The sequence below is a fragment of the Streptomyces corchorusii genome, assembly GCF_001514055.1.
Classification (GTDB): Bacteria; Actinomycetota; Actinomycetes; order Streptomycetales; family Streptomycetaceae; genus Streptomyces; species Streptomyces olivaceoviridis.
This window is the reverse complement of record NZ_KQ948354.1, coordinates 572751-598929: the sequence shown is the minus strand read 5'-3', so window position 1 is coordinate 598929 and position 26179 is coordinate 572751. Positions and strand designations below refer to the sequence as shown.

The window sequence follows — 26179 nt, the reverse complement described above, 5'->3', positions numbered from 1 at the left end:
CGAACGCACATGTCCGAGGTGCCCGCCCGGCTCCCCATGGAGTGGATCGCCGCGTCCCTGAAGCGGGAGCGCGGCCGTACCGGCCTGTCCCTGTCCGAACTGGCCAAACGCGCCGGAATCGCCAAGTCCACGCTGTCCCAGCTGGAGGCCGCGAGCGGGAATCCGAGCATGGAGACCATCTGGGCGCTCGCGGTGGCGCTCGGCGTGCCGTTCAGCGCGCTGGTCGAACCGCCCGTGTCGGCGGTGCAGGTGATCAGGGCGGGTGAGGGGCCCACGGTCCACTCGGACCAGTCGAGCTATCTGGCCTCGCTGCTGTCCGCCTGCCCGCCGGGCGCCCGCCGGGATCTGTATTTCGTCTGGCTGGAGCCGGGGACCGTACGGGATTCAGAGCCCCACATTCCGGGGACCGTCGAGCACATCGTGGTCAGCGACGGGGCCGTGAAAGCCGGTCCGCGCGGCGAGGCCGTGGAACTCGGTCCCGGGGACTACATGTCGTACCGGGGAGACGCGCCCCACGCGTACGAGGCGCTCGCGGCCGGGACCAAGTTTGTGCTGATCATGCAGCACATGTGAGCGTTCGTGAATACGAAATGAACGGGGAAAGGCAGGAGCCCCGTCGCCGGTGGCGCGGGGCTCCTTGGGTACTGCACTCAGGTTCTGCGATCAGGCAGTGATCAGACGGGAGTGACGTTCTCCGCCTGCGGGCCCTTCGGGCCCTGCGTCACGTCGAAGCTCACCTGCTGGTTCTCCTCAAGGGAGCGGAAGCCGGAGGCGTTGATCGCGGAGTAGTGAACGAAGACGTCGGGGCCGCCGCCCTCCTGGGCGATGAAGCCAAAGCCCTTTTCGGCGTTGAACCACTTGACGGTTCCGGTAGCCATAAGCCCTCCTTGGGCTCAAAAGGGTTGCCCTGCCTCCAGAACCTGCAAGTGCGAAACGGTGCTGCACGACTGCATTCGTCTGAAAACGACGAGAGCCTGCGGTTACATGCTCCGCAGGCTCTGTACTGCAAGGGAAACCAAACTGCAACTTGCGGCAAGCCTAGCATCCGGGCAGCCGAAAGCAATAGGGGTCAAGATCACGTCACCCAGATGTTTGAACGTCCGCTAGGCCGTTTGAGGGTGGGGTCGGTCCCAGCACCGTACCCCGCGGGGTCTAGTCTCGCGATGTGGACAATTCTCGCACCCGGCCGCGCGTCGGCCACATCCAGTTCCTGAACTGCCTGCCCCTCTACTGGGGGCTCGCGAGAACCGGCACGCTCCTCGACTTCGAGCTCACCAAGGACACCCCGGAGAAGCTCAGCGAGCGGCTCGTGGGCGGTGACCTCGACATCGGCCCCGTCACCCTGGTCGAGTTCCTGCGCAACGCCGACGATCTCGTCGCCTTCCCCGACATCGCCGTCGGCTGCGACGGCCCGGTGATGTCCTGCGTGATCGTCTCGCAGGTCCCGCTGGACCGGCTCGACGGCGCCCGGGTCGCCCTCGGTTCGACCTCGCGCACCTCGGTCCGGCTCGCCCAGCTCCTGCTCGCCGAGCGGTACGGCGTCCAGCCCGACTACTACACCTGCCCGCCCGACCTCAGCCTGATGATGCAGGAGGCGGAGGCCGCCGTCCTCATCGGCGACGCCGCCCTGCGCGCCAACCTCCTCGACGGCCCCCGCTTCGGCCTCCAGGTCCACGACCTCGGCGCGCTGTGGAAGGAGTGGACCGGTCTGCCGTTCGTCTTCGCGGTGTGGGCGGCCCGCCGGGACTACCTGGAACGCGAGCCGTTCATCACCCGCAAGGTCCACGAGGCCTTCCTCGCCTCCCGCGACCTCTCCCTGGAAGAGGTGCACAAGGTCGCCGAACAGGCCGCCCGCTGGGAGGAGTTCGACGAGGCCACCCTGGAGCAGTACTTCACCACCCTTGACTTCAGCTTCGGCGCACCGCAGCTGGAGGCCGTCGCCGAGTTCGCCCGCCGGGTCGGCCCGACGACCGGCTTCCCCGCCGACGTGAAGGTGGAACTGCTCCGGCCCTGAACGGGGTAGGAACCGGGGACAGGCCGGCCGAGGGGGGAAGCGTGGGCGGGGTGACCACGGGGATGCTGGTGCTCGGCGCCCTGCTGTGGGGCGCGCTGGCGGGGGCCCTGCTGCCCCGCGCCGCCTACCGCTTCGCCGTACCGTCCGGCGAGCCGTGGCGCGACCGCTGCCCCGGCGGCCACCACCCGGTCCGGGGGTGGCTGGGCGGGGTCCGGTGCGGGCAGTGCGCGCGCGGGGGCCAACGCGGGGGAGCCGAGGGGCGCGTGCCCGTCACGCCGTACCAGCCGTACGCCCCTTCCGCGCCGCTCCTCGCCACCGCCACCGCCCTCGTCTGCGCCGCCCTCACCGCCGCCACCGGCACCCGGCCGGAGCTGGCGGTGTGGCTGCTGCTCGCGCCCGTCGGCGTGCTGCTCGCCGCCGTCGACTTCCGGGTGCAGCGGCTGCCCGATCCGCTGACCCTCCCGCTCGCCGCCACCGCCCTCGCCCTGCTCGGGCTCGCCGCCCTGCTCCCCGAACACGCCGGTCACTGGCGCACCGCCCTCTACGGCGCCCTCGCGCTGGGCGCCGGCTACTACGTGCTGTACCGCGTCAACCCGGGCGGCATGGGCTTCGGTGACGTGAAGCTGGCCGTGGGCGCGGGCGCCGTCCTCGGCTGGTACGGCTGGCCCACCGTGCTGCTCGGCACCTTCGCCGGATTCCTGCTCGGCGCGCTCTACGGCGGCGCGCTCGTCCTGGCCCGGCGGGCGGGCCGGAAGACGGCCGTGCCGTTCGGTCCGTTCCTCCTCGCCGGTGCCCTCACCGGACTGCTGATCGGCGCGTACGCGGCCTGAGCGCGGGCGGAAGAAGGGGCTGGCGTAGGCTGGCTCAGTCCGTCCACAACCCTTGACGAAAGGGACACCCTGGTGACCGAGAAGGCCGACCTCACGTCTGTCCTCGACCGTGCCGCTGCCGGTGGGCGGATCACCCCGGAAGAGGCGCTCGTCCTCTACCGCGACGCCCCTCTGCACGCCCTGGGCGCCGCCGCCGACGCGGTGCGCCGCCGCAAGTACGCGGGCATCGAGCACATCGCCACGTACATCATCGAGCGGAACATCAACTACACGAACGTGTGTGTCACGGCGTGCAAGTTCTGCGCCTTCTACGCGGCCCCCAAGGACAAGGAGAAGGGCTGGACGCGGGACCTGGACGACATCCTGCGCCGCTGCGCCGAGACCGTCGAGCTCGGCGGCACCCAGATCATGTTCCAGGGCGGCCACCACCCGGACTACGGCGTCGAGTACTACGAGAAGCACTTCCGGGCCATCAAGGAGGCCTTCCCGCAGCTCGTCATCCACTCCCTGGGCGCGTCCGAGGTCGAGCACATGGCCCGGATCAGCGGGGTCTCGGTGGAAGAGGCCATCACCCGTATCCACGAGGCCGGCCTGGACTCCTTCGCCGGCGCCGGCGCGGAACTGCTCCCCGAGCGCCCCCGCAAGGCCATCGCGCCCCTCAAGGAGAGCGGCGAGCGCTGGCTGGAGATCATGGAGACCGCGCACCGGCTGGGCGTCGAGTCCACCTCCACCATGCTGATGGGCACCGGCGAGACCAACGCCGAGCGGATCGAGCACCTGCGGATGATCCGGGACGTCCAGGACCGCACGGGCGGCTTCCGCGCGTTCATCCCGTACACCTACCAGCCCGAGAACAACCACCTGAAGGGCCGCACCCAGGCGACCCTCTTCGAGTACCTGCGGATGATCGCCATCGCCCGCCTCTTCCTGGACAACGTCCAGCACATCCAGGGCTCGTGGCTCACCACCGGCAAGGAGGTCGGCCAGCTCTCCCTGCACTACGGCGCGGACGACCTCGGCTCGATCATGCTGGAGGAGAACGTGGTCTCCTCGGCCGGTGCCAAGCACCGCTCCAACCGCCTGGAGATCATCGACCTGATCCGCAAGGCGGGCCGCGTCCCGGCGCAGCGCGCGACGACGTACGAGCACCTGGTCGTGCACGACGACCCGGCGAACGACCCCGTGGACGACCGCGTGGTCTCCCACATCTCCTCCACGGCCATCGAGGGCGGCACGGCCCACCCCGAGCTGAAGCTGCTCGCGTCGAACTAGGGCCGCCTTGCTGACGATTCACGCCGACTCCAGGGGGCACGCCTTCCTCGTCCAGGGGGAGTGGATCGAGGCGGTCGGCCCCCTGGAGGAGCTGACCGCCGCACAGCCACGCGTGCGGGTGCGCGCCTGGCCCGGCATCCTCACGCCCGGGTTCGTCAACCCCTACGGCAACGAGCTGCTGGAGCGGACGTACCACCCGGACCCGCGCGAGGCCGACGAGCTCGGCACCGAGCCGCTGACCGGGGACGCGCTCGCCCCGCTCACCCTGGACGACGCCCGCTGGGGCGCGAGCGCCCGGCGGGGCATCCAGCGCATGCTGGCGTACGGCACGGTCGCCGTGGCCTGCGAGCCCTTCCACAGCCGCGCGGTGCGGGACGCCGTACGGCGCACCGGGCTCGGGACCGTGGGACGGCTGGGCACCCCTGACGACCCGCCCTCCCTGGACCCGTTCGGCTCCGCCCGGCCCCCCATGCCGGCGACCGAACGCCACCAGGGCTCCGCCGCCCGCTTCGCCGTCTTCGACGTACGCGACGAGGACGAACTGGCCGAGCGGGGCGCGGGGACGTGCGTGGCGACGGTGGTGGCGGGACGGCTGGTGTTCCGCCGCCGCTGAGCCGCCACAGCGGTCCGCTCAGCCGGAGAAGCGGCGTGCTCAGCCGGAGAAGCGGCGCGCGAAGGCACCCGACGTCTGGCTCACCCCGCTGCAATCCGTGGCCGCGTCGTCCTGCCCGGACTGCCCGTCCTCGCACGCGCGGTCCCGGAACGCCGACCACATCGACACCCAGGCGACCCCCTTGCGCTCCGCGAACGTCCGCACCTGAGCCGCGTCGGACAGCGTGAACGTCTCGCCGGCCACGTCGTTGACGCCGATCATCGAGGTCAGCGCCATGCCGCGCCAGGCGTTCGCGTCCGACAGCCCGAACACCTTCTTCAGCTGGGCGTGCGCGGCCGTCGCGGAGGCCACGGCGTAGTCCCCCATGTCACCGTCGTACGACTCGCCGTAGTTCATGGTCATGAGATTGACCGTGGAGACCTGGACGTCGTACGTGTTGGCGGACTCCAGCAGCGCCAGGCCGTCCGCGTCGAGCCCCGAGGGCATCACCGGAAGGGTGAAGGAGACCTTCAGGTCCGGGCGTTCGTCCTGCAACCGCGCTATCGCCCGTGAACGCAGTGCGACGGAAGCGGAGTTGGTGAGCTCGTCGCCCTCGATATCGAAGTCGGCCTCACTGGAACCGGCCGCGTCCAGTGCCTCGCCATAGGCGGCGGCGAGTTCCGAAACGCTGTCGCAGGCGGCGGCCAACTCCTTTCCGGAGGCGCCGCCGAACGAAACGCGGACCCCGGCGCCGGTTTTCCTCAGCGCGGATATCCGGGACCTCGCGGCGGAGTCGGTGATCGCCTCGGTGCCGTTCCACTTCGGCGTACAGCCACTGCCACCGGAGATCACGAAGGCGAGGTTGTACGTCGCCGGGGACCCGGCGGAGTCGGTGGCCGCGGCCTCCGTGGCGCTCACGTAGGGGGCGTAGACGGTGCTGGTGGCGGGGGCGGCGGCGGTGCCGGAGGCGGTGGCGTGCGGTGCGCTCGCGGCCTCGGCGGAACAACCCGTCACCGCGAGCGCGACCGCGCAGCCGGCCCCGGCCATCGGCCTCAGTGGACTCCTCATGGGGGGAAATCTCTCACACCGGGGTGTGGATTCCTCGCGTTCTCTCAGCCCGCCGACAGGTTCAAGGTGCCTTCATGGGCGGCTCACAAGAATCTCGGGTGGCTCACAAGAATTCCTGAGAAATTGCCACATAAACGCTCTCTAATATCCGAGGAATGCAATCCGAACCCGCCATCGAAACTCGCGCCGCCGGGCGCGGTCGTCGCCGCGAACATGGCAGCGGGTCCACCGAGGGACCCGTGTTCGTTGACACCACCGGACGCCGGTCGAAGGTGCTGCGCCGCCTCGGCCTGTTCCTCGGCGCCGTCTGCCTCGCCTACGCGGGTGTGCTCGCCGCCGCCTTCATGGGCTGGGGCACCTCGCTGCACCCGTCGTCCCTGCTGCCCTTCGGCACCGACGCGGAGGGCGGCCGGGCGCCCGGGCGGATACGGCCGGAGGGCGGCACCGGCCGCCAGGCGGACCTGCCGGACACCATCCGGCCTACGGCCTCCCCCACCGAGTCCGCCATCCCGTCCGCCTCCGCGTCCACGACCCCGTCCGCCTCCGCCTCCGCGGGCGCCAACTGACCGGAGCGCAGCGGCAGTCATGACCACTCCCACATCCTCCCGGGGCCGCAGGCGCGCGCCCACCCGCATCGAGCGCGCGGCAGGCAGGGCCGCGGCGCTGCAACGCCCCCGCGTCATCCTCGCCCTCCTGCTCCTGCTCGCGCTGACCTGCGTGATGCTGCTCGACGGGTATCTGCGCGCCGAGGTCGGCGGCGACCAGCGCGTGCGCAGCGGGGCCGACTCCAGCGAGGTCCCGGACGCGATCCTCGACGGCGGTCCGATCCTCACCTTCCGGGGCGGCCGGGCCACCACGGTCTCCGTCCCCGCCAAGACCATCGCCCTCACCTTCGACGACGGCCCGAACCCGACCTGGACGCCACAGGTCCTGGACATCCTGCGGAAGTACGACGTCCCCGGCACGTTCTTCCTGGTCGGCTCGATGGTGTCGCGCTACCCCGGCATCGTGAGGACGATGGTCGAGCAGGGCAACGAGGTCGGCGTCCACACGTTCACGCACGTCGACCTGTCGTACCAGTCCGCGTCCCGCGTCGACCGCGAGATGGAGCAGACGCAGCTCGCCCTCGCCGGTGCGGCCGGCATCACCACGACCCTGTTCCGGGCGCCGTACTCCTCCGAGACGGACGCCATCGACGACTACAGCTGGCCCGTCTACCAGAGGCTCGGCAAGGACGGCTACACCAGCGTCTTCGTCGACACCGACAGCGACGACTGGAAGCGGCCGGGCGTCTCCGACATCGTGAAGTGGGCCACCCCGAAGGGCACCCAGGGCGCCTCGGTGCTCTTCCACGACGCGGGCGGCGAACGGTCGCAGACGATCGCGGCGCTGCCGCAGTACATCGAGAAGATGAAGGCGAAGGGCTACACCTTCACCACCATCAGCGGGGTCATGGAGCGGCAGCGCGCGGCGGACGGGCGGGCGGCGGGCGGCGGCACGCCGGCCGGCCCGCGCCTCCAGGCCGCCCACCACCGGGCCACCGGCCTGACCCTCTACGAGGGCAAGGCCCTCATCGCGGCGGTGGCCGTCGCCGAGTGGACCGTGCCCGCGCTGTCGGTCGGGCTGGCGATCGTCGGGGCGGCCGTGCTGGGCCGCTTCGGGATGATGCTGGTCCTCGCCCGCCGCCACCACCGGCAGCGCAACAGACGCCGGTCCGGCTGGGGCCCTGCGGTCACCGGACCGGTGAGCGTGATCGTCCCGGCGTACAACGAGAAGGAGTGCATCGCCAACACCCTCCAGTCGCTGGCGCGGAGCACCCACCCGATCGAGATCATCGTGGTGGACGACGGCTCGACCGACGGCACCTCGCGGATCGCGCGCGACGCGGCCGAGTCGCTCGGCATGACGAACGTCCGGGTGGTCCGCCAGGAGAACGCCGGCAAGCCGGCCGCGCTGAACAACGGCGTGCGCCACGCGTCGTACGACATCGTCGTCATGATGGACGGCGACACGGTCTTCGAACCGGACACCGTGCGCCACCTGGTGCAGCCGTTCGCCGACCCGTCCGTCGGCGCGGTCGCCGGCAACGCCAAGGTCGGCAACCGCACCACGGTGATCGGGGCCTGGCAGCACATCGAGTACGTGATGGGCTTCAACCTCGACCGGCGCATGTACGACCTGCTGCGCTGCATGCCCACCATCCCGGGCGCGATCGGCGCGTTCCGCCGGGAGGCCGTGCTGGCGGTCGGCGGCATGAGCGAGGACACCCTCGCCGAGGACACCGACATCACCATCGCCATGCACCGCGCGGGCTGGCGGGTCGTCTACCAGGAGCACGCCCGGGCCTGGACGGAGGCGCCGGGCTCCCTGGGGCAGCTCTGGTCCCAGCGCTACCGCTGGTCGTACGGCACCATGCAGGCCCTGTGGAAGCACCGCAAGTCCCTGACGGACCGGGGGCCGTCGGGCCGCTTCGGCCGCGTCGGCATGCCCCTGGTGGTGGTCTTCCAGGTCGTCACGCCGCTCTTCGCCCCGCTCATCGACGTCTTCACCGCCTACTCCATGATCTTCGTCGACTTCCGGGCGGCCCTGCTGGCCTGGCTGGCGGTCCTCGGCGTCCAACTCCTCTGCGCGGCCTACGCCTTCCGCCTCGACCGCGAGAAGTACCGCTACCTCCTGATGATGCCCCTGCAACAACTGGCCTACCGTCAGATGATGTACCTCGTCCTCATCCACTCCTGCGTCACCGCGCTCACGGGCGGCCGGCTGCGCTGGCAGAAGCTGAAGCGGACGGGCGAGGTCGGGACACCGGCGGGGGCGGGCTGAGATGGGAGCGCACAGCAGGACCGGGGCCCTCGCCGCCGTACGGCCGTCCCGGCCCGAGCCCGCCGGGCGCGACCGCTACTTCGACACGCTCAGGGCCCTGGCACTGGTCCGGGTGGTGACCTACCACACCTTCGGGTGGGCCTGGTGCGGCCTGGTGTTCCCCTCCATGGGCATCATGTTCGCCCTGGCCGGGACCCTGATGGCGAAGTCCCTGGAACGCCCGGCCCCGAAGGTCCTCAGGGGCAGGCTCCGACGGCTCCTGCCCCCGTTCTGGTTCTGGGGCTTCTTCGTGGTCCTCGCGATGCTGGTCCACGGCTGGATGCCGGACTGGCGGATCGTCTACTGGGTCGTCCCGCTCGGCGACCCGCCGGGCAGCGCGTGGGGCGAGCAGGCCTGGGAGATCCTCTGGTACCTGCGCACCTACCTCTGGTTCGTGCTGCTCTCCCCGCTGCTGCTGCGGCTCTTCCGGCTCGCCCCGGTCCCCGTCCTGGTGCTGTCCCTCGTGCCGGTCCTGGTGCCGGCCTTCGTCTGGTCCGGCCCGGACAACCGGCTGGGCAGCGCCCTGTGGGACCTGTCGACGTACCTCTTCTGCTGGATGCTCGGCTTCGCCCACCGCGACGGCGTGCTCCGGCGGGCCAGGCCGGTCCCGGTGATCGTCCTGTCGCTCGCGGCCCTCGGCTACGGCGCCTGGTACGCCTTCGGGCACCAGGCGGACTTCGGGACGTACGACCTGGACGAGAACCCCCTCGCGCAGGCCTTCTGGTCGGCCGGCTTCGTGACGCTGCTGATGTGGGCGAAGGCGCGCTTCGGGATCGGCTTCGCCGCTCTGGCCCGGTTCCGGCGCCTGGACCGCGCGGTCACCGTGTTCAACGCCCGCGCGGTGACGATCTACCTGTGGCACCAGATCGCGCTGGTGCTGGCCGTCCCGCTGATCGACCGGCTCTGGGAAGTGCCGGCCTTCGAGGCGTACCTCCCGCTGGACAGCCAGTGGTTCCTGTTCGGCGTCGGCTGGGTGCTGATCGCCTTCTTCGTGCCGGCGTGCGGGTGGGTGGAGGACGTCGCGGCACGCAGGAAGCCGACGCTCCTGCCGGGCGGGCGGGCTGCAAGAATGGGCGGGTGACCCGCGCTTCCCTGAACAAGCAGCCGCACGAAGTCGCCTCGATGTTCGACGACGTGGCGGAACGGTACGACCTGACGAACGACGTGCTGTCGCTCGGCCAGGACCGGCGCTGGCGCAAGGAGGTGGCGAGGGCGGTCGACGCGCGCCCCGCGCAGAAGGTCCTGGACCTCGCCGCCGGGACGGCCACCTCCTCGCTGCCCTTCGCGCGGACCGGCGCGTACGTCGTCCCCTGCGACTTCTCCCTCGGCATGCTCCAGGTCGGCAAGAAGAAGCACACCTGGCTGCCGTTCACGGCGGGCGACGCGACGAGGCTGCCCTTCAAGGACGACACCTTCGACGCGGTGACGATCTCCTTCGGGCTGCGCAACGTGCAGGACACGGACGCGGCGCTGCGCGAGATGTACCGGGTCACCCGGCCCGGCGGACGCGTGGTGATCTGCGAGTTCTCCCACCCGACGTGGGCGCCGTTCCGCACCGTCTACACCGAGTACCTGATGCGGGCGCTGCCGCCGGTCGCGCGCGCGGTGTCCTCCAGCCCGGACGCGTACGTCTACCTCGCCGAGTCCATCCGCGCCTGGCCCGACCAGCCCGCGCTCGCCGAACGGCTGGGCAAGGCGGGCTGGTCCAAGGTGGCGTGGCGCAACCTCACCGGCGGGGTGGTCGCGCTGCACCGGGGCTTCAAGGAGTAGCGGCGTCGAGGAGCGGCGGGCCCCGGAGCGGGCCGCGGGCCGAGGCTTCGGGGAGAGCTTCAGGAGGAGCCGAATCCGGCCACCGCGTACGGGTCGCCGGGCTGCTCCAGCTCCCGTCGCAGTCCGCCCGCCGGGGGTCGCGGAACGCGTGGTTCACGCACGCCTCCGCCGCCCTCGCCCTCACCGAAGTCGAACCACACGTAGACCATCGAGTCCGGCGGCACCTCGGCACCGGGCTGCGGGTACTGGCGTACGACGTGGTCGACGACGGTGCGGTGGAAGTCCGGGCGGTCCGGCGCGTTGAGGAACAGACCCCGCGCCCTGGCCGTTTCGCGGGCGTCCACGGCCATCAGACCGACCAGGTGCGGGACGCGTACTTCGGGTGTTTTGGGTGTTATAGGCACAGATGTCACCCCCAGCGGTACTGGCAGGGTAACTCCCGCCCGGCCCGGCCGGAAGGCTTCGGTGTCTTTCCGTGACAGACGACTACTGAGCGTGAGAGAAGCGGAGCCGGAAGCACAGGACCGCCTCGTCCAGCGTGGGGTGCGGGTAGGTCTCCGCCGGCTCCATGCCGAGCCGCCGGGTCACCGCGATCGACCGCTCGTTGCCCGGGCGGACCACCGCCACCACCCCCGGCACCCCGGCCTCCCGCACCCGCCGCAGCGTCTCCCGCGCCGCCGCGGTGACGTACCCCTTGCCCCAGTGGGCCCGCCCGAGCCGCCAGCCGATCTCGGTCTCGCCGACCGGGCCCCAGTGCGGCCGCCACGGCTGCGCGCCGGTGAAGCCGATGACCTCCCCGGAGTCGTCCAGCAGGGTCCACAGGCAGAAGCCGTGCTCCGCGTCGTGCCGGCGCTGGCGCGCGGTGAGTTCCTCGTACACCGACAGCTCCGCCGGCCTGCCGCCGTGGAACTCCATGACCTCCGGGTCGGCGAAGACACGGTGCCAGGCGACCGCGTCCTCGTGCGTGGGGACGCGCAGCCGTACCGCGGGGAGAGGTCGCTTCACAGGGCAGCCCTTCAGCCGGTCGATCAAGTCCGCTGAATAGACTGCCCATGTCCAGTGCCGGTCGGCACGCAGATTTCGAAACCTTGGGGAGATCCCGCCGTGACCGAGCCCCTCTCCGACCACACCGCCGATGTGATCGTCGTGGGCGCGGGGCCAGCCGGCTCCACGACCGCGTACCACCTCGCCAAGGCCGGTCTCGACGTCCTCCTCCTGGAGAAGACCGAGTTCCCTCGCGAGAAGGTGTGCGGCGACGGCCTCACCCCGCGCGCGGTCAAGCAGCTCGTCGCCATGGGCATCGACATCTCGGAGGAGGCCGGCTGGCTGCGCAACAAGGGCCTGCGCATCATCGGCGGCGGCTCCCGCCTCCAGCTCGACTGGCCGGACCTCGCCGCCTACCCGAACTACGGCCTGGTCCGCAAGCGCGACGACTTCGACGAGCAGCTCGCCCGCAACGCCCAGAAGGCCGGCGCCCGGCTGTACGAGCGCTGCAACGTCAGCGGCCCGGTCCTCGACGACCGCACCGGCCGCATCACCGGCGTCACCGCCAAGCTCGGCGAGGACAAGCGCGAGGTCACCTTCCACGCGCCGCTCGTCGTCGCCGCCGACGGCAACTCCACCCGCCTCTCCCTGGCGATGGGCCTGCACCGCCGCGAGGACCGCCCCATGGGCGTCGCCGTCCGGACGTACTTCCACAGCCCCCGCCACGACGACGACTACCTGGAGTCCTGGCTGGAACTGTGGGACCGCCGCGGCCCCCAGGACCGCCTGCTGCCCGGCTACGGCTGGATCTTCGGCATGGGCGACGGCACGTCCAACGTGGGCCTCGGCGTGCTGAACACCTCCGCCTCCTTCAAGGAGCTGGACTGGCGCGAGATCCTCAAGGCGTGGTGCGCCTCCATGCCGGAGGACTGGGGCTACACCCCGGAGAACATGACCGGCCCGATCCGCGGCGCCGCCCTGCCCATGGCCTTCAACCGCCAGCCGCACTACACGCGCGGGCTGCTGCTCGTCGGTGACGCCGGCGGCCTGGTGAACCCCTTCAACGGCGAGGGCATCGCCTACGCCATGGAGTCCGGCCAGATCGCCGCCGACGTCATCGTGCAGGCCCACGCGCGCGCGACGCCCGCCCAGCGCGAGATCGCCCTCCAGCGCTACCCGCGCGTCCTCAAGGACACCTACGGCGGCTACTACACGCTCGGCCGCGCCTTCGTGAAGCTCATCGGCAACCCGAAGGTCATGCAGATCGCCACCCAGCGCGGTCTGACCCACCCGCTGCTGATGAAGTTCACCCTGAAGCTGCTGGCGAACCTCACAGACCCCACGGGCGGCGACGCGATGGACCGCATCATCAACGGCCTGAGCAAGGTGGCCCCGAAGGCGTGACTAGGAGCTGAAGGCCGCGGCGTTGGCGGCCCGGCGGGCGTACACCGCGTCCCGCCGGTCCGCCATCTGCCGCAGCGCGTCCTTCTTGTCCCGTTTCGAGAGCCGGTCCAGATAGACGTACCCGTTGGTGTGGTCGGTCTCGTGGGCCAGGCACCGCGCGAAGTACCCGGTGCCCTCGATGACGACGGCGTTGCCGTCCCTGTCCTGTCCGCGCACGACGGCCCGGTCCGGCCGCGGTACGTCCATCACGGCACCCGGCACCGACAGGCACCCCTCGCCCTCGTCCAGCAGCCGTCGCCCGGTCGTGGGCGTTTCGAGCACCGGATTGACGATGTGTCCGACATGTCGGACTCCATCGTCATCGGGGCAGTCGTACACGAACAGCCGCAGATCCACGCCGACCTGATTCGCCGCCAGTCCGGCGCCGTCGGCGACGTACATGGTGCGGAACATGTCGTCGATGAGCGCGGCGAGGTCGGGCCCGAACTCCGTGACGTCCCGGCACGGCCTGTGCAGCACCTCCTCGCCGACCTCGGTGATGCGGCGCACCGCGCCCCGGGCGGCCTCGGGGGCGTACCGCGGGTAGGGGTCGGCGGGGCTTCCCTGTACGAACACGCGTGGCATCGCGTGGACTCCTTCGCTCGGCGACGGACCACCGGACGGCGGCCCGAGCAGAGCATGTCAGGGAGGAGCCGAGGCGTGTCGGGGAGGAGGCCGGGCGCGTCAGGGGCTGGCAGAGGCGCGTCAGGGGTGGCGCGCGGCGTTCCAGGGCGGCGCACGGCGTTCCGCGTTCCGGGGACGCCGCGAGGGCCGCTGCCCCGAATGGCTGCGGCCCTACGCGTGTGAGAGGTGCGGGGTGCGCTCAGAGCACCCGCACGGCGCCGGTGGGCGGGTCGTACGACAGCGGGCGCTCCACGACACCGGTGGAGGGGTTCTGCGCGCCCACGAACATGCCGTCGCCGACGTACACCCCGACGTGGTACGCGGAGCCCGCGCTGCCCCAGTACAGGATGTCGCCCGGCTGGAGGTTGCTCAGCGAGACCTGGGTGCCGGCCGTCGACTGGTCCTGGGAGACGCGCGGCAGGCTGATGCCGACCTGCTTGAAGGCCGTCTGCACCAGGCCGGAGCAGTCGTAGGCGGAGGGACCGGTGGCGCCGGAGACGTACGCCTTGCCGACCTGCGCCTTGACGAAGCTGATGACGGCCGCGGCCGAACCGGTGGCCGTGGACGTGCTGGTGCTGGTGCTGGTGGACGTGGTGACGGTGGTGGATCCGGCGTCCGCCGTGGTGGAGAGCGTGGTCCGCTCCGCGGTGCGGGAGGCGCGGGCGGCGGCCTCCTTGCGGGCGGCCTCCTGGGCCTTCTTCTTGGCCTCCGCCGCCTTCTTCTTGGCGTCGGCGAGGTCCGCCTTGGCCTGCTTCGCGGCCTTCGCGGCAGCCGCGTCACGCTCGGCTTGGAGCTGGTAGTTCGCGGCAGCCTGCTCGGTGGCGTCCGCGGACTGGGCCGCCTGAGCGGCCAGGTCGGCCGTCAGGGTGGGCAGTTCGAGGGTCTGCGTCACCGGCTCGGCAGCGTTCGCCGAGCCGGACGCCCCGGCGACTGCCAGGGTGCCGAGGACGCCACCGGCAACTCCGGCCCGCATCGCGAGGGTCGACGCGCTGCGGCGGGGCTTCCGGTGGCTGCGTATGTGAGCGGTGTGGGACATGGGAACAACCGGTACCAGGGGCTCCTTCATATCTTCAAGAAACGTGGGCTGCGCCACAGTTGTTCAATCGAGACCCGGAAACCCGGGCGTGTCGCTCTTTATTGACGCCGTAACGGACATTATGGACGCCCGCGATCAAGCCCTTGATCACGGTCTTTGATCATTAAGTCCGAATTGCCCCCCGCTTACCACTGGTTGGCTTCGTTGGCCAAGCCCGGTTCTCAGACGTCTCTCATGAATGTGGTGGACGTCACGGAACGATTACCGGAACGGTGGCGTCCGGCGCCTGTTCGGCTCGTGAACGCGTGCACGCGCACCGACCGCGTCCACATCCCGCCCCGATCTCCCTCCGAGGTGTGAACGCGCCCCACTACCAGCCCTGCGCGTCCATCGCGAATTTGCATGCACCGGAAGTCTCTTGATATGGAGACGCCCCTTCCGGCCTGCGATGACATGCAAGATTGTCACTTCTGGTGATCAACTGAACGCTTCGCGTATGAAGATCACCCATCATCCGACTTCATGATCCTTCGTCAGGTGGTGGAGATCACAAAGCTAGTGGAATACCCCGTGTCGCAGATCACAGAGCGGCGGGCATAAGATGCGAGGCAGTTGGGCTTGTGACCTGCTTCACATGTTCGCGATCTTCGCCGGGGCGAGCGGGGTTCGTGGGGCCGGTGAGGCGGGTGTGAGTCCAGTGCAACCGCCAGCAGTCAGCGCCGACTGAGAGGAGCGAGGAGCGGTGAACGCGTATGCGCCCATCCTCGTACTGGGAGCCCTCGGGGCAGGCTTTGCGATCTTCTCCGTGGTCATGGCCACGCTGATCGGTCCGAAGCGGTACAACCGCGCGAAACTCGAAGCCTACGAGTGCGGCATCGAGCCGACCCCCACGCCGGCCGGCGGCGGGCGCTTCCCCATCAAGTACTACCTGACGGCGATGCTCTTCATCGTCTTCGACATCGAGATCGTCTTCCTCTACCCCTGGGCCGTCACCTTCGACGCCCTGGGGATCTTCGGGCTCGTGGAGATGCTGCTCTTCGTGCTCACCGTCTTCGTCGCGTACGCGTACGTATGGCGGCGCGGCGGCCTGGAATGGGACTGAGGGGCCTTTAACGACATGGGACTCGAAGAAAAGCTGCCGAGCGGCTTCCTGCTGACCACCGTCGAGCAGGCCGCGGGCTGGGTGCGCAAGGCGTCCGTCTTCCCGGCCACCTTCGGCCTCGCCTGCTGCGCCATCGAAATGATGACCACCGGCGCCGGCCGCTACGACCTGGCCCGCTTCGGCATGGAGGTCTTCCGCGGCTCACCGCGCCAGGCGGACCTGATGATCGTCGCCGGCCGGGTCAGCCAGAAGATGGCGCCCGTCCTGAGGCAGGTCTACGACCAGATGCCCAACCCCAAGTGGGTGATCTCCATGGGCGTCTGCGCCTCCTCCGGCGGCATGTTCAACAACTACGCGATCGTCCAGGGCGTCGACCACATCGTCCCGGTCGACATCTACCTGCCCGGCTGCCCGCCCCGCCCCGAGATGCTGATGGACGCGATCCTCAAGCTCCACCAGAAGATCCAGTCCTCCAAGCTCGGCGTGAACGCCGAGGAGGCGGCCCGCGAGGCGGAGGAGGCGGCGCTCAAGGCCCTGCCCACGATCGAGATGAAGGGGCTGCTGCGGTGAGCGACGCGAACGGCACCCAGGGGAACCACGGGGTGAACGGCTCCGCGAACGGGGTGAACGGCTCCGCGAACGGGGTGAACCCCGAGAAGGACCTCTCCGCCTCCAACCTCCCCGGCCAGCGCGGCCAGGGCGGCGAGGAGATCCGCGTCCAGCGCGGCATGTTCGGCGCCAACAACGGCGGCGACACCTCCGGCTACGGCGGCCTGGTCCGCTCGGTCCGACTTCCGGGACCGGCGACCCGGCCCTACGGCGGCTGGTTCGACGAGGTCGCCGACGAGCTGGAGGGCGCCCTGGAGGAACAGGGACTCCTCCCCGGAAACGCCATCGAGAAGACGGTGGTCGACCGCGGCGAGCTGACCTTCCACATCGAACGCGAGCACCTGGTCCGCGTCGCCCGCACCCTGCGCGACGACCCGGCGCTGCGCTTCGAGCTGTGCACCGGCGTCAGCGGCGTCCACTACCCGCAGGACAAGGGGCGCGAGCTGCACGCCGTCTACCACCTGCGCTCGATCACCCACAACCGGCTGATCCGCCTCGAAGTCAGCGCGCCCGACAGCGACCCGCGCCTGCCGTCGCTGGTCTCCGTCTACCCGACGAACGACTGGCACGAGCGCGAGACCTACGACTTCTTCGGCATCGTCTTCGAAGGTCACCCGGCCCTGACGCGGATCATGATGCCGGACGACTGGCAGGGCCACCCGCAGCGCAAGGACTACCCCCTCGGCGGCATCCCCGTCGAGTACAAGGGCGCCCAGATCCCGGCTCCGGACCAGCGGAGGTCGTACTCGTGAGCACGCAGTCAGCATCCGCCGCGTCGGCCGCGTCCGCGCGCGAGACCACCGAGGGCACCGTCTACACGGTCACCGGTGGCGACTGGGACGAGGTCGTCCAGTCCGCGGCCCGCGCCGACGACGAGCGCATCGTCGTCAACATGGGTCCCCAGCACCCGTCCACCCATGGAGTGCTCCGCCTGATCCTGGAGATCGAGGGCGAGACGGTCACCGAGGCCCGCTGCGGCATCGGCTACCTCCACACCGGCATCGAGAAGAACCTCGAATACCGCACGTGGACGCAGGGCACCACGTTCGTGACGCGCATGGACTACCTGACGTCCTTCTTCAACGAGACCGCCTACTGCCTCGCCGTCGAGAAGCTCCTCGGCATCGAGGACCAGATCACCGAGCGCGCCAAGATCATCCGGGTGCTCCTGATGGAGCTGAACCGGTTGTCCTCCCACCTGGTGTGCATCGCCACCGGCGGCATGGAGCTGGGCGCCACCACGATCATGATCTACGGATTCCGTGATCGTGAAATGATTCTCGACATCTACGAGCTGGTCACGGGCCTGCGCATGAACCACGCGTACATCCGGCCCGGCGGACTCGCCCAGGACCTGCCGCCCGGCGCGGTGGACCAGATCCGCGAGTTCGTGAAGAAGATGAAGAAGAACCTCCCGGAGTACGACAAGCTCGCCACCGGGAACCCCATCTTCAAGGCCCGCATGCAGGACGTCGGCTACCTCGACCTCGCCGGCTGCATGGCCCTCGGCGCGACCGGCCCGATCCTGCGCGCCACCGGCCTGCCGCACGACCTGCGCAAGACCCAGCCGTACTGCGACTACGAGACGTACGACTTCGACGTCCCGACCGCCGACACCTGCGACGCCTACGGCCGCTTCCTCATCCGCCTGGAGGAGATGCGCCAGTCGCTCGGGATCGTCGAGCAGTGCCTGCACCGGCTCCAGCCCGGCCCGGTCATGGTCGCCGACAAGAAGATCGCCTGGCCCGCCCAGCTCGCCCTGGGACCGGACGGACTCGGCAACTCCCTCGACCACATCAAGAAGATCATGGGCACCTCCATGGAGGCCCTGATCCACCACTTCAAGCTGGTCACCGAGGGCTTCCGGGTCCCGCCGGGACAGGCGTACACGGCCGTCGAGTCGCCCAAGGGCGAACTCGGGGTGCACGCGGTCTCCGACGGCGGCACCCGCCCCTACCGGGTCCACTTCCGCGACCCCTCCTTCACCAACCTTCAGGCCATGGCGGCGATGTGCGAGGGCGGCCAGGTCGCCGACGTCATCGTCGCCGTCGCGTCCATCGACCCCGTGATGGGAGGCGTCGACCGGTGACCACCTCTTCTTCGGAGCGGGGCGTCAGCCTGGGCATGCCCGAACTGCCCGCACCCGCGTACCCGGACGACGTCCGGGCCCGGCTGGAGGCGGACGCGCGCGAAGTGATCGCGCGCTACCCGGACTCCCGGTCCGCCCTGCTGCCGCTGCTCCACCTCGTGCAGTCGGAGGAGGGCCATGTCACGCGCACCGGCATGCGGTTCTGCGCGGACATGCTGGGTCTGACCACGGCCGAGGTCACCGCCGTCGCCACCTTCTACACGATGTACCGGCGCAAGCCGTCCGGTGACTACCAGGTCGGCGTCTGCACCAACACGCTGTGCGCGGTCATGGGCGGCGACGCGATCTTCGAGACCCTCCAGGAGCACCTGGGCGTCGGCAACGGCGAGACCACGGACGACGGCAAGGTCACCCTGGAGCACATCGAGTGCAACGCGGCCTGCGACTACGCGCCGGTCGTGATGGTCAACTGGGAGTTCTTCGACAACCAGACCCCGGCGAGCGCCAAGCACCTGGTCGACGATCTGCGGGCGGGGCGCCCCGTGCAGCCCACGCGCGGGGCGCGCCTGTGCACCTTCAAGGAGACCGCGCGGATCCTGGCCGGCTTCCCCGACGAGCGGCCCGGGGCCGTCGAGGAGGGCGGCAGTGCGGGACCCGCGTCGCTGGTGGGCCTCCGCCTGGCAAGGGGAGAGGCCGCACCCGCGCGCGTGGTCCATCCGCGCGGAGGTCCGCACGAGGAGTCCCAGGACAGGGTGCACGAGCCGTCGCCGGCCGAGCACCTGAGCTCCCATGACGCGCCGCAGGAGACATCGGCCTCCGACCCTGCCCACCCCGCGGGGCCTACCGCAGAGGAGGGGGAGTGATGACCGTGGTATCCGAGGTCAAGGACCCGAGCCCGGAGAAGCTGCTCGCACCCGTGCTGTCGGCCTTCTGGGACGACGACCGGTCCTGGACTCTGGACGTCTACCGCAGGCACGAGGGGTACGAGGGGCTCCGCAAGGCCCTCGCCATGTCGCCGGACGACCTGATCGCGTACGTCAAGGACTCCGGGCTGCGGGGCCGCGGCGGCGCGGGATTCCCGACCGGGATGAAGTGGCAGTTCATCCCTCAGGGCGATGGGAAACCGCACTATCTAGTTGTCAACGCCGACGAGTCGGAACCGGGCACCTGCAAGGACATCCCGCTCCTCTTCGCGAACCCGCACAGCCTCATCGAGGGCATCGTGATCGCGTGCTACGCCATCCGGTCGTCGCATGCCTTCATCTATCTGCGGGGTGAAGTCGTCCCCGTTCTGCGGCGGTTGCACGAGGCCGTGCGCGAGGCCTACGCGGCGGGCTACCTCGGCGAGAACATCCTGGGCAGCGGACTCGACCTCCAGATCACCGTGCACGCCGGCGCCGGCGCGTACATCTGCGGTGAGGAGACCGCACTGCTCGACTCGCTCGAAGGCCGCCGTGGTCAACCGCGGCTCCGTCCCCCCTTCCCTGCGGTGGAAGGCCTCTACGCCTGTCCCACTGTGGTGAACAACGTCGAGTCGATCGCGTCGGTTCCCGCCATCCTGAAAAACGGCAAGGACTGGTTCAGGTCGATGGGCAGCGAGAAGTCCCCGGGCTTCACGCTCTACTCGCTCAGCGGCCATGTCGCGAGCCCGGGCCAGTACGAGGCCCCGCTCGGCATCACGCTGCGCCAGCTCCTCGACATGAGCGGCGGCATGCGGCCGGGCCACCGCCTGAAGTTCTGGACGCCGGGCGGCTCCTCCACGCCGATGTTCACCGACGAGCACCTCGACGTCCCCCTCGACTACGAGGGCGTCGGCGCCGCCGGCTCCATGCTCGGCACCAAGGCGCTCCAGTGCTTCGACGAGACGACCTGCGTGGTGCGGGCGGTGACCCGCTGGACCGAGTTCTACGCCCACGAGTCCTGCGGCAAGTGCACACCCTGCCGCGAAGGGACGTACTGGCTGGTGCAGTTGCTGCGGGACATCGAGGCCGGCAAGGGCGTGATGTCCGACCTCGACAAGCTCAACGACATCGCCGACAACATCAACGGCAAGTCCTTCTGCGCCCTCGGCGACGGCGCCGCGTCCCCGATCTTCTCCTCGCTGAAGTACTTCCGCGAGGAGTACGAGCAGCACATCACGGGCCGGGGCTGCCCCTTCGACCCGGCCAAGTCGACGGCCTGGGCGGACCGCCCGGAGGTGAACGCATGACCGTGACCACCAGTGCTCCCGCGGGCGGGGGAGAGGCGGCGGTCCCGCCGGAGGACCTCGTCACGCTGACGATCGACGGCATCGAGATCAGCGTGCCCAAGGGCACCCTGGTCATCCGGGCCGCCGAGCAGCTCGGCATCGAGATCCCGCGCTTCTGCGACCACCCCCTGCTGGACCCGGCCGGCGCCTGCCGCCAGTGCATCGTCGAGGTCGAGGGCCAGCGCAAGCCGATGGCGTCCTGCACGATCACGTGCACGGACGGCATGGTCGTGAAGACCCAGCTGACCTCGCCGGTCGCCGAGAAGGCGCAGCACGGTGTGATGGAGCTGCTGCTCATCAACCACCCGCTGGACTGCCCGGTCTGCGACAAGGGCGGCGAGTGCCCGCTGCAGAACCAGGCGATGTCGCACGGCAACGCCGAGTCCCGCTTCGACGGCAAGAAGCGGACCTACGAGAAGCCCGTACCGATCTCCACCCAGGTGCTGCTCGACCGCGAGCGGTGCGTGCTGTGCGCCCGCTGCACCCGCTTCTCCAACCAGATCGCGGGCGACCCCATGATCGAGCTGGTCGAGCGGGGCGCGCTCCAGCAGGTCGGCACCGGCGAGGGCGACCCGTTCGAGTCGTACTTCTCCGGCAACACCATCCAGATCTGCCCGGTGGGCGCGCTCACCTCGGCCGCCTACCGGTTCCGCTCCCGCCCCTTCGACCTCGTCTCCTCCCCGTCGGTGTGCGAGCACTGCTCCGGTGGCTGCGCCACCCGCACCGACCACCGGCGCGGCAAGGTCATGCGGCGGCTCGCCGCCTACGACCCCGAGGTCAACGAGGAGTGGATCTGCGACAAGGGACGCTTCGCGTTCCGGTACGCGCAGCAGAAGGACCGCCTCGACACGCCGCTGGTGCGCAACGCCGACGGTGTCCTGGAGCCCGCCTCCTGGCCGGAGGCCCTGGAGGCGGCGGCGCGGGGCCTGGGCGCCGCCCGCTCCCGGGCCGGTGTCCTCATCGGGGGCCGGCTGACCGTCGAGGACGCCTACGCGTACAGCAAGTTCGCGCGCGTGGCGCTCGACACCAACGACATCGACTTCCGCGCGCGCGTGCACAGCGGCGAGGAGGCCGACTTCCTGGCGGCCCGGGTGGCCGGCCGGGGCCGGGACCTCGACGGCAGGGGCGTGACGTACACCTCCCTGGAGAAGGCGCCCGCCGTGCTGCTGGTCGGCTTCGAGTCGGAGGAGGAGGCACCCGGCGTCTTCCTGCGGCTGCGCAAGGCCTGGCGCAAGCGCAAGCAGCGGGTGTTCTCGCTGGCCACGCACGCCACCCGGGGCCTGGAGAAGGCGGGCGGCACGCTGCTGCCGGCCGCACCGGGCACCGAGACGGAGTGGCTGGACGCGCTCGCGAGCGGCGTCGGCCTGGAGGAGCCCGGCACGCTCGCCGCAGAGGCCCTGCGCGCCGAGGGCGCCGTCATCGTCGTGGGGGAGCGGCTGGCCGGTGTCGCGGGCGGACTCACCGCCGCGCTGCGCGCCGCCACCGCGACCGGCGCCGAACTGGTGTGGATCCCGCGCCGGGCCGGTGAGCGCGGCGCCGTCGAGGTGGGCGCGCTGCCCTCGCTGCTGCCGGGCGGTCGCCCGGCGACCGACCCGCGCGCGCGGGAGGAGGTCGCCGCGGCCTGGGGCCTCGCCGAACTCCCGGCGCGCTACGGCCGCGACACCCACCAGATCGTCGAGGCCGCCGCCACCGGCGAACTCTCGGCGCTCCTGGTCGCCGGAGTGGAGGTCGCCGACCTGCCCGACCCGGCACGCGCGCGTGAGGCGCTGGAGAACGTCGGCTTCCTGGTGTCGCTGGAGCTGCGGCCCAGCGAGGTCACCGCCCGCGCCGACGTCGTCCTGCCGGTCGCCGCGGTCGCCGAGAAGGCGGGCACCTTCCTCAACTGGGAAGGCCGCGTGCGCTTCTTCGAGGCCGCGCTCAAGCCCGACCAGATGACCCGCCCGCTCGCGCCGACCGACACGCGGGTGCTGCACATGCTCGCCGACGCCATGGACGGTGCCGAAGGCGCCGACGGGCGCCGCCGGCTGGGCCTGCCGGACCTGCGCACCACGCGCGCGGAGATCGACCGGCTCGGCTCCTGGGACGGCCCCCGTGCCTCGGGTCCCATGGAGACCGCGGGCGCGCTGCCCCGCCCGGCCGCCGGTGAGGCCGTGCTCGCCGGGCACCGGCTGCTGCTCGACCAGGGCGTCCTCCAGGAGGGCGACGAGGCGCTCGCCGGAACCCGGCACGCCGCACACGCGCGCGTGTCCGCCGCGACGGCCGCCGAGGCGGGCGTCGCGGACGGCGAGATCCTGACCGTCACCGGCCCCGCCGGCACGGTCGGACTGCCCTTGCAGATCACCGAGATGCCCGACCGGGTGGTCTGGCTCCCGCTGAACTCCGCCGGTGCCGGGGTCGCCTCCGACACCGGCGCACGCCCCGGCTCCCTCGTCCGCATCGGCCCGGCGGCAGTCGCCGAAGAGGCCCCCAAGGAGGTGGAGGCATGAGCCCGTACCTCGCCGCTGAAGACCTCTCGATGTTCGGCCGCGACCCCTGGTGGCTGGTCGTCGTCAAGGCGGTCTTCTGCTTCGCGTTCCTGATGGTGACCGTGCTGTTCTCCATCGTCTGGGAGCGCAAGGTCGTCGCCTGGATGCAGTTGCGCATCGGCCCGAACCGGCACGGCCCCTGGGGCATGCTCCAGTCGCTCGCCGACGGCGTGAAGCTGATGCTCAAGGAAGACCTCATCGTCAAGCGCGCGGACAAGGTGGTCTACGTCCTCGCGCCGATCGTCGCGGCCATCCCGGCCTTCATGGCGATCGCGGTGATCCCCTTCGGACCGGCCGGCAACGAGATCTCGATCTTCGGCCACCGCACCACGATGCAGCTCACCGACCTGCCGATCGCGATGCTCTACATCCTCGCCATCGCCTCGGTCGGCATCTACGGCATCGTGCTGGCGGGCTGGAGCTCCGGGTCCACGTACCCGCTCCTGGGCGGCCTGCGCTCCTGCGCGCAGATGATCTCGTACGAGATCGCCATGGGCGCCGCGTTCGCCTCCGTGTTCCTCTACTCGGGGTCGATGTCGACGTCCACGATCGTGGCGCAGCAGCACGACCGCTGGTACATCCTGCTGCTGCCGGTCTCCTTCATCCTGTACATCGTCACCATGGTCGGCGAGACCAACCGCGCCCCCTTCGACATGCCGGAGTCCGAGGGCGACCTGGTCGGCGGCTTCAACACCGAGTACTCGTCGATCAAGTTCGCGATGTTCATGCTCGCCGAGTACGTGAACATGGTGACGGTCTCGGCCGTCTCGACCACCCTGTTCCTCGGCGGCTGGCGCGCCCCCTGGCCGGTCAGCTCCTTCTGGGAGGGCGCGAACCACGGCTGGTGGCCGCTGCTCTGGTTCGTCATCAAGGTGCAGCTGCTGCTGTTCTTCTTCATCTGGCTGCGCGGCACGCTCCCGCGCGTCCGCTACGACCAGCTGATGAAGCTCGGCTGGAAGGTCCTCATCCCGGTCTCGCTGACCTGGCTGATGCTGGTCGCGACCGTCCGCGCCCTGCGCAACGAGAACTACGACTTCGCCGACATCGCCCTCTACGTCGGCGGCGGCGTCCTCGCCCTGCTGCTGATCTCCTTCGTCGCGGACATGTTCCGCGACAAGGCCCGGCCGGCCGAGGAGCCCGCCGGCGGGCAGCCGGCGTTCGACCCGATGGCGGGCGGGTTCCCGGTGCCGCCGCTGCCCGGGCAGGAACTGCCGCCGGCGCCGCGGCGCCGCCCCCGGTGGGGCGAGCGGGAGCTGATTGTCAGTGGTGGGCCGGACACTGTCAGTGACGGAACTTCGGATGGAAAGGAGGCGTCCGATGGCTGAGGAGCCTCAGGAGTCCGGGCAGACCAACCCCGGTTTCCAGAACCCCGTGGCCGGCTTCGGCGTGACCTTCAAGGCCATGTTCAAGAAGCGGCTGACCGAGCAGTACCCGGAGCAGAAGAAGACCACGGCTCCGCGGTTCCACGGACGGCACCAGCTCAACCGCCATCCGGACGGCCTGGAGAAGTGCGTCGGCTGCGAGCTGTGCGCCTGGGCCTGCCCCGCCGACGCCATCTACGTGGAGGGCGCCGACAACACCGACGAGGAGCGCTACTCGCCGGGCGAGCGGTACGGCCGCGTCTACCAGATCAACTACGCCCGCTGCATCCTGTGCGGGCTGTGCATCGAGGCGTGCCCCACGCGCGCGCTGACGATGACGAACGAGTTCGAACTGGCCGACTCCAGCCGCGCCAACCTCATCTACACCAAGGAGCAGCTGCTCGCCGGTCTCGAAGAGGGCATGGTCGACACGCCGCACGCGATCTTCCCGGGGACGGACGAACAGGACTACTACCGCGGCCTGGTGACGCAGGCCGCGCCCGGCACGGTCCGTCAGGCGGCCGTCTCCAAGGGCGAGGTCCCGCAGGAGGCCGCCTCCACCTTCGGCGAGGACGAGCCGGCCTCGGAGAAGGTGATCGGCCGATGACCGCGCAGCACCTCGCCGCCTACACCACCTCCACCGGTGAGGCCTTCCAGTTCTGGGTCCTCGGCACGGTCGCGGTGATCGGCGCCCTGTGCACCGTCTTCATGAAGAAGGCCGTGCACAGCGCGCTCTGCCTCGCCGGAACCATGATCGTCCTGGCGGTGTTCTACCTCGCCAACGGCGCCTACTTCCTCGGGATCGTGCAGATCGTCGTCTACACCGGCGCGATCATGATGCTGTTCCTGTTCGTGGTGATGCTCGTCGGCGTCACGGCCGCGGACTCCCTGAAGGAGACCATCAAGGGCCAGCGCTGGCTGGCCCTTCTGTGCGGGGTCGGCTTCGGGGTCCTGCTGTTCGCGGGCATCGCCAACGCCTCCCTGAAGGAGTTCGACGGCACCGGCCGGGCGAACGCGAACGGCAACGTGGAGGGACTGGCGTCCCACATCTTCACCACGTACGTCTTCGCCTTCGAGATCACCGGCGCGCTGCTCATCACGGCCGCGGTCGGCGCCATGGTGCTCACCCACCGGGAGCGCACCGAGCGCGCCAAGACGCAGCGCGAGCTGTCCGAACAGCGCGTCCGCGAGGGGAAGCACGTCCCGCCGCTGCCCGCCCCCGGTGTCTACGCCCGGCACAACGCCGTGGACATCGCGGGTCTGCTGCCCGACGGCACCCCGTCCGAGCTCACCGTCAGCAAGACGCTGCGCGAACGCGGGCAGATCCGCGACGTGTCCGCCGAGGCACTCAACGACCTGCGGGCGCTGGAGCAGCGCGCGGAGGAGCGCCTGGAGCGCCGGGCGATCGAGCCGGAGACGTTCAAGCGGCCCGAGGAGGCGTCGAAGTGAACCCGGTCAACTACCTCTACCTCGCCGCCCTGTTGTTCACGATCGGCGCGACCGGCGTCCTGATCCGGCGCAACGCCATCGTGGTCTTCATGTGCATCGAGCTGATGCTGAACGCCTGCAACCTCGCGTTCGTCACCTTCTCCCGGATGCACGGCAACCTCGACGGCCAGATCATCGCCTTCTTCACGATGGTCGTCGCCGCCGCGGAGGTCGTGGTGGGCCTCGCGATCATCGTGTCGCTGTTCCGTGCCCGCCACTCGGCCTCGGTCGACGACGCCAGCCTGATGAAGCTGTAAGGGGT

27 protein-coding genes are annotated in these 26179 nt (G+C 70.4%); 21 read left to right on the top strand and 6 right to left on the bottom strand.

Going from position 1 to position 26179, the window contains the following annotated elements; all coding sequences use genetic code 11:
- Positions 1–9 precede the first annotated feature (9 nt).
- The gene (locus tag AQJ11_RS12720; RefSeq protein WP_059263048.1) at positions 10–573 is read left to right on the top strand and encodes a helix-turn-helix domain-containing protein; all 564 of its coding nucleotides are present in this window, start codon (positions 10–12) and stop codon (positions 571–573) included.
- Between the two features lie 101 nt (positions 574–674).
- Here the strand turns inward: AQJ11_RS12720 and AQJ11_RS12715 are convergent, their stop codons facing one another.
- Positions 675–878 (bottom strand): cold-shock protein, encoded by a 204-nt coding sequence (locus tag AQJ11_RS12715; protein ID WP_003992177.1) that lies wholly within the window; start codon positions 876–878, stop codon positions 675–677.
- Positions 879–1165: 287 nt separating this feature from the next.
- Here AQJ11_RS12715 and AQJ11_RS12710 point away from each other — a divergent pair, with 287 nt between their 5' ends.
- The 4 genes from AQJ11_RS12710 (at position 1166) to AQJ11_RS12695 (ending at position 4729) form a co-directional block, all read left to right on the top strand.
- Entirely contained in the window at positions 1166–2014 is an 849-nt protein-coding gene (locus AQJ11_RS12710; protein WP_014674268.1) for a menaquinone biosynthetic enzyme MqnA/MqnD family protein, read from the top strand.
- A 50-nt stretch (positions 2015–2064) separates the two neighbouring features.
- Complete coding sequence (locus AQJ11_RS12705; protein WP_059263110.1) at positions 2065–2844, top strand: prepilin peptidase; 780 nt, start codon at positions 2065–2067, stop codon at positions 2842–2844.
- A gap of 72 nt (positions 2845–2916) precedes the next feature.
- The gene (gene mqnC / locus AQJ11_RS12700; RefSeq protein ID WP_014674270.1) at positions 2917–4116 is read left to right on the top strand and encodes a cyclic dehypoxanthinyl futalosine synthase; all 1200 of its coding nucleotides are present in this window, start codon (positions 2917–2919) and stop codon (positions 4114–4116) included.
- A 7-nt stretch (positions 4117–4123) separates the two neighbouring features.
- Entirely contained in the window at positions 4124–4729 is a 606-nt protein-coding gene (locus AQJ11_RS12695; protein WP_059263047.1) for a hypothetical protein, read from the top strand.
- Positions 4730–4768: 39 nt separating this feature from the next.
- Here AQJ11_RS12695 and AQJ11_RS12690 read toward each other — a convergent pair whose 3' ends face one another.
- Positions 4769–5776, bottom strand: coding sequence for a chitinase (locus AQJ11_RS12690; RefSeq protein WP_208616484.1), 1008 nt, complete (start codon positions 5774–5776; stop codon positions 4769–4771).
- A 239-nt stretch (positions 5777–6015) separates the two neighbouring features.
- Here AQJ11_RS12690 and AQJ11_RS12685 point away from each other — a divergent pair, with 239 nt between their 5' ends.
- Genes AQJ11_RS12685 through AQJ11_RS12670 form a run of 4 tightly spaced genes read left to right on the top strand, consistent with a single transcriptional unit; the run spans position 6016 to position 10408 of the window.
- Entirely contained in the window at positions 6016–6342 is a 327-nt protein-coding gene (locus AQJ11_RS12685; RefSeq protein ID WP_059263045.1) for a hypothetical protein, read from the top strand.
- A 19-nt stretch (positions 6343–6361) separates the two neighbouring features.
- Entirely contained in the window at positions 6362–8599 is a 2238-nt protein-coding gene (locus AQJ11_RS12680; protein WP_059263044.1) for a bifunctional polysaccharide deacetylase/glycosyltransferase family 2 protein, read from the top strand.
- Between the two features lies 1 nt (position 8600).
- Positions 8601–9719 (top strand): acyltransferase family protein, encoded by a 1119-nt coding sequence (locus AQJ11_RS12675; protein WP_059263043.1) that lies wholly within the window; start codon positions 8601–8603, stop codon positions 9717–9719.
- Positions 9716–10408 (top strand): demethylmenaquinone methyltransferase, encoded by a 693-nt coding sequence (locus tag AQJ11_RS12670; protein ID WP_014674276.1) that lies wholly within the window; start codon positions 9716–9718, stop codon positions 10406–10408. Before AQJ11_RS12675 ends, AQJ11_RS12670 begins: the two co-directional genes overlap by 4 nt.
- Positions 10409–10467: 59 nt before the next feature.
- Here AQJ11_RS12670 and AQJ11_RS12665 read toward each other — a convergent pair whose 3' ends face one another.
- Together AQJ11_RS12665 and AQJ11_RS12660 are read right to left on the bottom strand one after the other, a co-directional pair.
- A complete protein-coding gene (locus tag AQJ11_RS12665) occupies positions 10468–10812 on the bottom strand; it encodes a PASTA domain-containing protein (protein WP_078611798.1) in 345 nt (114 codons plus the stop codon).
- An 82-nt stretch (positions 10813–10894) separates the two neighbouring features.
- Positions 10895–11413 (bottom strand): GNAT family N-acetyltransferase, encoded by a 519-nt coding sequence (locus AQJ11_RS12660; RefSeq protein ID WP_059263042.1) that lies wholly within the window; start codon positions 11411–11413, stop codon positions 10895–10897.
- A 99-nt stretch (positions 11414–11512) separates the two neighbouring features.
- On the opposite strand from AQJ11_RS12660, the gene AQJ11_RS12655 reads away from it, so the two are divergent.
- Complete coding sequence (locus AQJ11_RS12655) at positions 11513–12796, top strand: geranylgeranyl reductase family protein (protein WP_014674279.1); 1284 nt, start codon at positions 11513–11515, stop codon at positions 12794–12796.
- On the opposite strand, the gene def is transcribed toward AQJ11_RS12655, so the two are convergent.
- Together def and AQJ11_RS12645 are read right to left on the bottom strand one after the other, a co-directional pair.
- On the bottom strand, positions 12797–13420 hold the full coding sequence (def, locus tag AQJ11_RS12650) for a peptide deformylase (protein ID WP_014674280.1): 624 nt from the start codon (positions 13418–13420) through the stop codon (positions 12797–12799).
- A gap of 238 nt (positions 13421–13658) precedes the next feature.
- Positions 13659–14495, bottom strand: a complete 837-nt coding sequence (locus AQJ11_RS12645) for a C40 family peptidase (RefSeq protein ID WP_107120813.1) — start codon at positions 14493–14495, stop codon at positions 13659–13661.
- A gap of 742 nt (positions 14496–15237) precedes the next feature.
- Between AQJ11_RS12645 and AQJ11_RS12640 the strand changes: the two genes are divergently transcribed.
- From AQJ11_RS12640 to nuoK, 11 genes are read left to right on the top strand one after another with little or no spacing between them, the layout of a single operon-like run.
- The gene (locus tag AQJ11_RS12640; RefSeq protein ID WP_003992243.1) at positions 15238–15597 is read left to right on the top strand and encodes an NADH-quinone oxidoreductase subunit A; all 360 of its coding nucleotides are present in this window, start codon (positions 15238–15240) and stop codon (positions 15595–15597) included.
- A gap of 15 nt (positions 15598–15612) precedes the next feature.
- Positions 15613–16167 (top strand): NuoB/complex I 20 kDa subunit family protein, encoded by a 555-nt coding sequence (locus tag AQJ11_RS12635; protein WP_007383964.1) that lies wholly within the window; start codon positions 15613–15615, stop codon positions 16165–16167.
- Positions 16164–16958, top strand: coding sequence for an NADH-quinone oxidoreductase subunit C (locus AQJ11_RS12630; protein WP_014674282.1), 795 nt, complete (start codon positions 16164–16166; stop codon positions 16956–16958). Before AQJ11_RS12635 ends, AQJ11_RS12630 begins: the two co-directional genes overlap by 4 nt.
- Positions 16955–18295, top strand: coding sequence for an NADH-quinone oxidoreductase subunit D (locus AQJ11_RS12625; RefSeq protein ID WP_059263041.1), 1341 nt, complete (start codon positions 16955–16957; stop codon positions 18293–18295). The genes AQJ11_RS12630 and AQJ11_RS12625 overlap by 4 nt, the downstream gene beginning before the upstream one ends.
- Positions 18292–19158: an NADH-quinone oxidoreductase subunit NuoE gene (gene nuoE / locus AQJ11_RS12620; protein WP_014674284.1), complete on the top strand. Its 867-nt coding sequence runs from the start codon at positions 18292–18294 to the stop codon at positions 19156–19158. The genes AQJ11_RS12625 and nuoE overlap by 4 nt, the downstream gene beginning before the upstream one ends.
- Positions 19158–20504, top strand: coding sequence for an NADH-quinone oxidoreductase subunit NuoF (gene nuoF / locus AQJ11_RS12615; RefSeq protein ID WP_059263040.1), 1347 nt, complete (start codon positions 19158–19160; stop codon positions 20502–20504). Before nuoE ends, nuoF begins: the two co-directional genes overlap by 1 nt.
- Positions 20501–23029, top strand: coding sequence for an NADH-quinone oxidoreductase subunit G (locus tag AQJ11_RS12610; protein WP_059263039.1), 2529 nt, complete (start codon positions 20501–20503; stop codon positions 23027–23029). Before nuoF ends, AQJ11_RS12610 begins: the two co-directional genes overlap by 4 nt.
- On the top strand, positions 23026–24393 hold the full coding sequence (nuoH, locus tag AQJ11_RS12605; protein WP_059263038.1) for an NADH-quinone oxidoreductase subunit NuoH: 1368 nt from the start codon (positions 23026–23028) through the stop codon (positions 24391–24393). Before AQJ11_RS12610 ends, nuoH begins: the two co-directional genes overlap by 4 nt.
- Positions 24386–25036, top strand: a complete 651-nt coding sequence (nuoI, locus tag AQJ11_RS12600; RefSeq protein WP_059263037.1) for an NADH-quinone oxidoreductase subunit NuoI — start codon at positions 24386–24388, stop codon at positions 25034–25036. The genes nuoH and nuoI overlap by 8 nt, the downstream gene beginning before the upstream one ends.
- Positions 25033–25878, top strand: coding sequence for an NADH-quinone oxidoreductase subunit J (locus AQJ11_RS12595; RefSeq protein ID WP_014674289.1), 846 nt, complete (start codon positions 25033–25035; stop codon positions 25876–25878). Before nuoI ends, AQJ11_RS12595 begins: the two co-directional genes overlap by 4 nt.
- The gene (gene nuoK, locus AQJ11_RS12590) at positions 25875–26174 is read left to right on the top strand and encodes an NADH-quinone oxidoreductase subunit NuoK (RefSeq protein ID WP_030641022.1); all 300 of its coding nucleotides are present in this window, start codon (positions 25875–25877) and stop codon (positions 26172–26174) included. Before AQJ11_RS12595 ends, nuoK begins: the two co-directional genes overlap by 4 nt.
- Positions 26175–26179: the final 5 nt, after the last annotated feature.

Bases quoted from the DNA above. Each gene is read 5' to 3' on its own strand.
- nuoF (WP_059263040.1), top strand. From the start codon at position 19,158: ATGACCGTGGTATCCGAGGTCAAGGACCCGAGCCCGGAGAAGCTGCTC.
- nuoH (WP_059263038.1), top strand. From the start codon at position 23,026: ATGAGCCCGTACCTCGCCGCTGAAGACCTCTCGATGTTCGGCCGCGAC.
- AQJ11_RS12635 (WP_007383964.1), top strand. From the start codon at position 15,613: ATGGGACTCGAAGAAAAGCTGCCGAGCGGCTTCCTGCTGACCACCGTC.
- AQJ11_RS12690 (WP_208616484.1), bottom strand. From the start codon at position 5,776: ATGAGGAGTCCACTGAGGCCGATGGCCGGGGCCGGCTGCGCGGTCGCG.
- def (WP_014674280.1), bottom strand. From the start codon at position 13,420: ATGCCACGCGTGTTCGTACAGGGAAGCCCCGCCGACCCCTACCCGCGG.
- AQJ11_RS12610 (WP_059263039.1), top strand. From the start codon at position 20,501: ATGACCGTGACCACCAGTGCTCCCGCGGGCGGGGGAGAGGCGGCGGTC.
- AQJ11_RS12675 (WP_059263043.1), top strand. From the start codon at position 8,601: ATGGGAGCGCACAGCAGGACCGGGGCCCTCGCCGCCGTACGGCCGTCC.
- AQJ11_RS12595 (WP_014674289.1), top strand. From the start codon at position 25,033: ATGACCGCGCAGCACCTCGCCGCCTACACCACCTCCACCGGTGAGGCC.
- AQJ11_RS12715 (WP_003992177.1), bottom strand. From the start codon at position 878: ATGGCTACCGGAACCGTCAAGTGGTTCAACGCCGAAAAGGGCTTTGGC.
- AQJ11_RS12720 (WP_059263048.1), top strand. From the start codon at position 10: ATGTCCGAGGTGCCCGCCCGGCTCCCCATGGAGTGGATCGCCGCGTCC.
- nuoI (WP_059263037.1), top strand. From the start codon at position 24,386: ATGGCTGAGGAGCCTCAGGAGTCCGGGCAGACCAACCCCGGTTTCCAG.
- AQJ11_RS12645 (WP_107120813.1), bottom strand. From the start codon at position 14,495: ATGTCCCACACCGCTCACATACGCAGCCACCGGAAGCCCCGCCGCAGC.
- AQJ11_RS12680 (WP_059263044.1), top strand. From the start codon at position 6,362: ATGACCACTCCCACATCCTCCCGGGGCCGCAGGCGCGCGCCCACCCGC.